At 70.9% G+C, this 4,914-nt stretch carries 4 protein-coding genes; 1 reads left to right on the forward strand and 3 read right to left on the reverse strand.

Features of this window, described 5'->3' with window-relative positions; genetic code table 11:
• The coding region (locus tag HZB25_06365) for a fused MFS/spermidine synthase (GenBank protein ID MBI5836848.1) at window positions 1-1,137 on the reverse strand (1,137 nt) is incomplete at its 3' end.
• Entirely contained in the window at window positions 1,134-1,685 is a 552-nt protein-coding gene (locus HZB25_06370) for a hypothetical protein (protein ID MBI5836849.1), read from the reverse strand. The genes HZB25_06365 and HZB25_06370, both read right to left, overlap by 4 nt.
• Window positions 1,686-1,924: 239 nt before the next feature.
• Between HZB25_06370 and HZB25_06375 the strand changes: the two genes are divergently transcribed.
• Complete coding sequence (locus tag HZB25_06375; protein MBI5836850.1) at window positions 1,925-2,944, forward strand: aldo/keto reductase; 1,020 nt, start codon at window positions 1,925-1,927, stop codon at window positions 2,942-2,944.
• Between the two features lie 201 nt (window positions 2,945-3,145).
• Here the strand turns inward: HZB25_06375 and HZB25_06380 are convergent, their stop codons facing one another.
• On the reverse strand, window positions 3,146-4,456 hold the full coding sequence (locus tag HZB25_06380) for a hypothetical protein (protein MBI5836851.1): 1,311 nt from the start codon (window positions 4,454-4,456) through the stop codon (window positions 3,146-3,148).
• Window positions 4,457-4,914 lie beyond the last annotated feature (458 nt).

Below are 4,914 nucleotides of genomic sequence, written 5' to 3' on the forward strand. Positions count from 1 at the left end.
CCGGTCCACCACCGCCATCATCTCGCGGGTCAGCATGTGGATGGGCACCTGCTCGCCGGCAAAGGCGTCCAGGAGGATGTAGTCGTAGCGCGCGGTGTCCTCGACCAGCACGCGCCGGCCGTCGGCCACCACCAGGTCCGAGCGCGCGGGATCGAAAGCGAACCAGGCCTTCGCCGCGTCCACCACCGCGGGGTCGATTTCCACCACCCTGCTGCGCGCGCCCCACGATTCCAGCAGCGAGGGCAGCAGCCCGCCCCCCAGACCCACGATCAGGGCCCGGCGGCCCCCCGGGGCGGCGCGCCAGGCGGCGTCCGCCATGAGATAGGGATAGGTGAACAACCCGCGGCCGGTGGCCGGGTCCACCATCGTCTGGGTGGCGCCGTTCAGCAGCATGGCGCGGAAGTTGCCGCCCTGGACCACCTTTACCTGGCAGTACGCGGACTCGCGCACCGAGGCCACGTTCCGCGAGCCCGCGGGCGGGCGCAGCGCGCCGAACGTCAACACCGCCGCCACCACCGCGGCCGCCGCGAGTCCGCGCCGCGCCGCGGCCGCCTGGTACACCAGCGCCGGCAGCAGCAGCACCGCGGCCGCGCCGAAGAACACCGTGCGCACGCGAAACTGCGGAATCAGCACGAAACCGGCCAGCAGCGTGCCCACGAGGCTGCCGGCCGTGGACACCGCGTACAGCCGCCCGGCGGTGCGCCCCACCTCCTCCACCACCTGGGCCGCCAGGCGCACCGCGAACGGCGAGAGGGTGCCCAGCACCAGCAGCGGCGCGAAGAGAAACAGCGCCGCCGACAGCAGCGCGCCGCCGCGCAGGCCCATGGGGCGCGTCAGCCCGAACACCGGCTCGCGCAGCAGCGGCACCAGCACGATCAGCAGCGCGGCGACCTCGAAGAGCAGGAAGAAGAGGGCGGGATCGGGCCGGCGGTCCGAGATCCACCCGCCCAGCCAGTAGCCGGCCGAGAGCGAGACCAGCGTCACCGCGATCAGCGCGGACCACACGTAGAGATTGGTGCCGTACACCGGGCCCACCAGTCGCGTGCCCAGGATCTCCAGCACCATCACCACCGCGCCGCTCACGAACACCGCGGGGGCGAGCAGCAGCCGCAGCAGGCCGGCGTCCGGGCGGCTCACGGCCGGGCCCCGCGGCCGGATCCCGCGAGCGGGCCGGGCCCCGGGGCGCCCGCGCCCTGGACCACCGTCCACTCGCCGCTCTGCGCGCCGCCGCCCCGGAAGCACGCGGCGGCGCCCTGGCACGTGCCGTCGAGCATCCAGCGCGCCGGGGTGGCGGAGACCGGCACCACCTCCAGGTCCACGGTGAACGAGCCCGCGCACGAGCCGCGCGCCACGGTCAGCGTGCCGGTCGCGTGCCACACGGAGTCCGAGGCCGGCGTGGCGCCGGCGCGGCGCACCAGCCGGGCGCCGTCCACGCTGCCCCACACCGAGTCCGTGCCCGTGGGCGCCCACGCACGCCACGAGCCCGTGACGGTGGCTCCCGCCTGGGCGAGGTCCACCGCTGCCTCCAGCGTGTCGCCTGCGATGGCGCCGGGCTGCGGGAAGAACACCACCACGCCCAGGTACGCGCCCGCCACGGACGGTGGCAGGCCCGTGTTGGGCTCCGTGGTGGAACCACACCCCGCGCATGCGAGCAGGCCGAGGAGCAGGATCGCGCAACGTCTCATGCATCTCCCTTCGATGGGGCCGGCGGACTCAAGGAACCGCCCCCAACTCTACACGCTCCGCCCCGCCCGCGGGAATCCTGATAAGATGCCGCGTGAGATGCCGCGCGGCGGGCGTCGCCCGGCGCCTCACGGCCGGGGGAACCGCGCCGCGGCCCGCGGCAGGGCGTACCCACGTCCACGCCGCACAACCCGAACCACGAAAGCCCAACGTCGGGCGCGCCGCGCCCCGGAGGAGCGAGTTGAACACCGTCCGCCTCGGCCGCACCGGCCTCAAAGTCTCCCGGCTGTGCATGGGCACCATGACCTTCGGCAACCAGTGCGACGAGGCCGCCTCGCGGGCCATCCTGGACCGCGCGTGGGACGCCGGGGTCTACTTCATCGACACCGCCGACATGTACCCTCTGGGCGCGGAGCGCGCCGCGCAGGGTCGCACCGAGGAAATCGTGGGCCGCTGGCTGAAGGACACCGGCCGCCGCGACCGGGCGGTGCTCGCCACCAAGTGCCGCGTGCCCATGGGCGACGGACCCAACGACGGCGGCCTGTCGCGGGGCTACATCCTGCGCGCCGTGGAGGCCTCGCTGCGGCGCCTGCAGACTGAGTTCATCGACCTCTACTACGCGCACTCTTCGGACCCCGCCACGCCGATCGAGGAGACCATGGACGCCTTCGACAGCTTGGTGCGCGCCGGCAAGGTGCGCTACCTGGGCGCGAGCAACTACCAGGCGTGGGAGTTCGCGCGCGCGCTGTGGGCCAGCGACAGGCTGGGCCTGCACCGCTACGACGTCCAGCAGCCGCGCTACAACGCGCTGTTCCGCTACGTCGAGCAGGACACCCTGCCGCTGTGCCGCGACCAGGAAGTCGCGGTCTTCCCGTACAACCCGCTCGCGGGCGGCCTGCTCACGCACCGCTACCGCAAGGGCCAGGAAGTGGAGCCGGGAACGCGCTTCGCGCTCGAGGGAGCGACCCGGGCCGGGCAGGTGTACCGCAACCGCTACTGGAGCCCCGGGCACTTCGATGCCGTGGAGGATCTGGCGAAGTTCTTCGCCGCGCGCGGCAGGGACCTCGGCACAGCGGCGGTGGCGTGGGTGCTGCGGCAGCCAGGGATCACCGGGGCCATCATCGGCGCCAGCCGGGCGGAACAGCTGGGCGTGAGCCTGGCGGCCGTGGACATGGAACTGGATGCCGAGGAGATGGCGGCGCTGGATGGGGCGTGGTACCGGCTGCCGAAGGACCCGAACCCGAAGACGGCGACAAGGTAAGGGGGACCGCCGCCTCACCTCCGCACCACTTTCCAGGGCTTCCCCCACACGAGAAGGGCCAGCCCTCGCGAGCCGGCCCTTCCGTTGTACTCTCCCCACCAAACCTCGGCCTTTCGGCCGTCCCTCACCAGGAGATAGTGAGAAATCCCGGAGGCGTCGCGTCGCGCGCCTCCCCGAGCATGAGCGGAGGGCTGCTGCCCCCTACCTCAACACCAGCAACTTCACGTTTTCCGCGCGGTCGCGCGACACGAACCTCGCGAAGTACACCCCGGACTCCACGCGGGCGCCGGATTGGTCGCGACCGTCCCAGGTGAGCAACTGCTCCCCCTGGGGCAGCACGCCGTGGAACACGCGGCGCACCTGGCGGCCATCCACCGAGTAGATTGCAAGCTCGGACACCGGGCTGCCCACCACGCCCACGGCGAAGCGCGCCGAGGCGCTGACCGGGTTGCCCAGCACGCGCAGCGCGCGCGGCCTGCCCACCGCGTCGTCCACCGCCACCACCGGCGCGGCGCCGGGAATGATGTAGGGATCGCGGAAGGCCCCGCCCCCGGTGCCCCCGCTGATCCACGCGGTGTCGCCGCCGGCCCAGCCGGCGGTGATGGTCACGTGGCCGTAGGCGATCTTGTCCCAAAGCGGGTCTGGGGTTGCGAAGTCCAGCCCGCTGGTGCCGCCGCGGTCGGTCCAGTACGTCTTCACACCGTGATTGTGGAGCCGCGTCAGAGCGGACTGCGTCGGGTGCGGATAGGTGTTGGCACCCACCGAGATCACCGCGGCCTTGGGGGCGATCAGGTCCAGCCAGGTGTTGTTGGTGGACCACTTCGATCCGTGGTGGTGGACCTTGTAGAACATCACCGTGTCCACCCCCGGCGCGTAGGGGGTCTCGTTGTCCACCCCGCTCCCGCCACTGCTGCCCTGCAGGTCCCCGCCCATCACCGTGCTGAAATTGCCGTAGTTGATCCGGAGCACCACGCTCTTGGAGTTCTCGTCGCTGCCCGAGTTGGTGTAGTTCACGCAGGTGATCCGCACCGGGTGTGCCGAGAGCGAGTCCAGGGTGAACACCTGTCCGATGGCCATGGTGCGCCTGCGGGCGCCGGCGGCGGTGACGTAGGCGGTGTAGTTGGCGGTGCTGTAGGAGCCTCCGCGGTCCCACACCTGGTCGAAGTGGACGATGGCGTCCACCTTCGAGAAGCAGTCGATGTGGTCGGAATGGTAGTGGCTGGCGAAGTGGTAATCCGCGTGGGTGAGGCCGAGGGCGTTGACGGCCGGGACAGTCTTGTTGTTGCAGTTGCTGCTCGCGTTGGTGCCGTCGTCCACGAACACCACCTGGCCCAGGGGCGACATGATCACCGCCCCGTCCCCCTGCCCGACGAACATGTGCACGATCTGGAGTTTGCCGTTGGGGGTCAGGGCGGCGGCGGCCGGGTCGGCCGGGCCGACCGACCCCAGCAAGGCCAGCGAAAGGGCAAGCAACAGGGGTGCGCCGTGGCGGCATGGGCGCAGCGGTTTCATGGAAGCTCCTTGGCGAAGTAGGCGGTCCCGAGGCGGCGGCCGGCAGGCAAGCTCACTGTTACCATCTGTAGACAGTATAGCCTGGATCAGTCGAGTTATCAAGCGTTATGGCAAGGAATTAGGCGATTCATGGCGCAGGCAACGGAGGTGGGCGGCCGGGGGTAGCTTCTCGCGCGGCAGGCGTTTATGCCGGCCGGGACGTCCGTTCCGCGGGCACGAGAACCCGCCCTGCTTCGAGGGTTGTGCTTCAAAGAATGTGTCTAGCATGAGCCATGCAGGGGGGCTCCTGCATGGCTATCTTCCGTCCGCCCCACTGTCCCAACCCGTCCTGCCCATTCCATTGCCACACAAGCGGCTGGCGATTCAAGAAGATCGGCTTCTTCCACCCCAGACACTGCCAGCCACGCCCCGTCCAGCGCTACCTGTGTTTGCACTGCCAACGCTCCTTCTCCCCCCGC

Source organism: Candidatus Eisenbacteria bacterium (assembly GCA_016235265.1).
Taxonomy (GTDB): Bacteria; Eisenbacteria; RBG-16-71-46; order RBG-16-71-46; family JACRLI01; genus JACRLI01.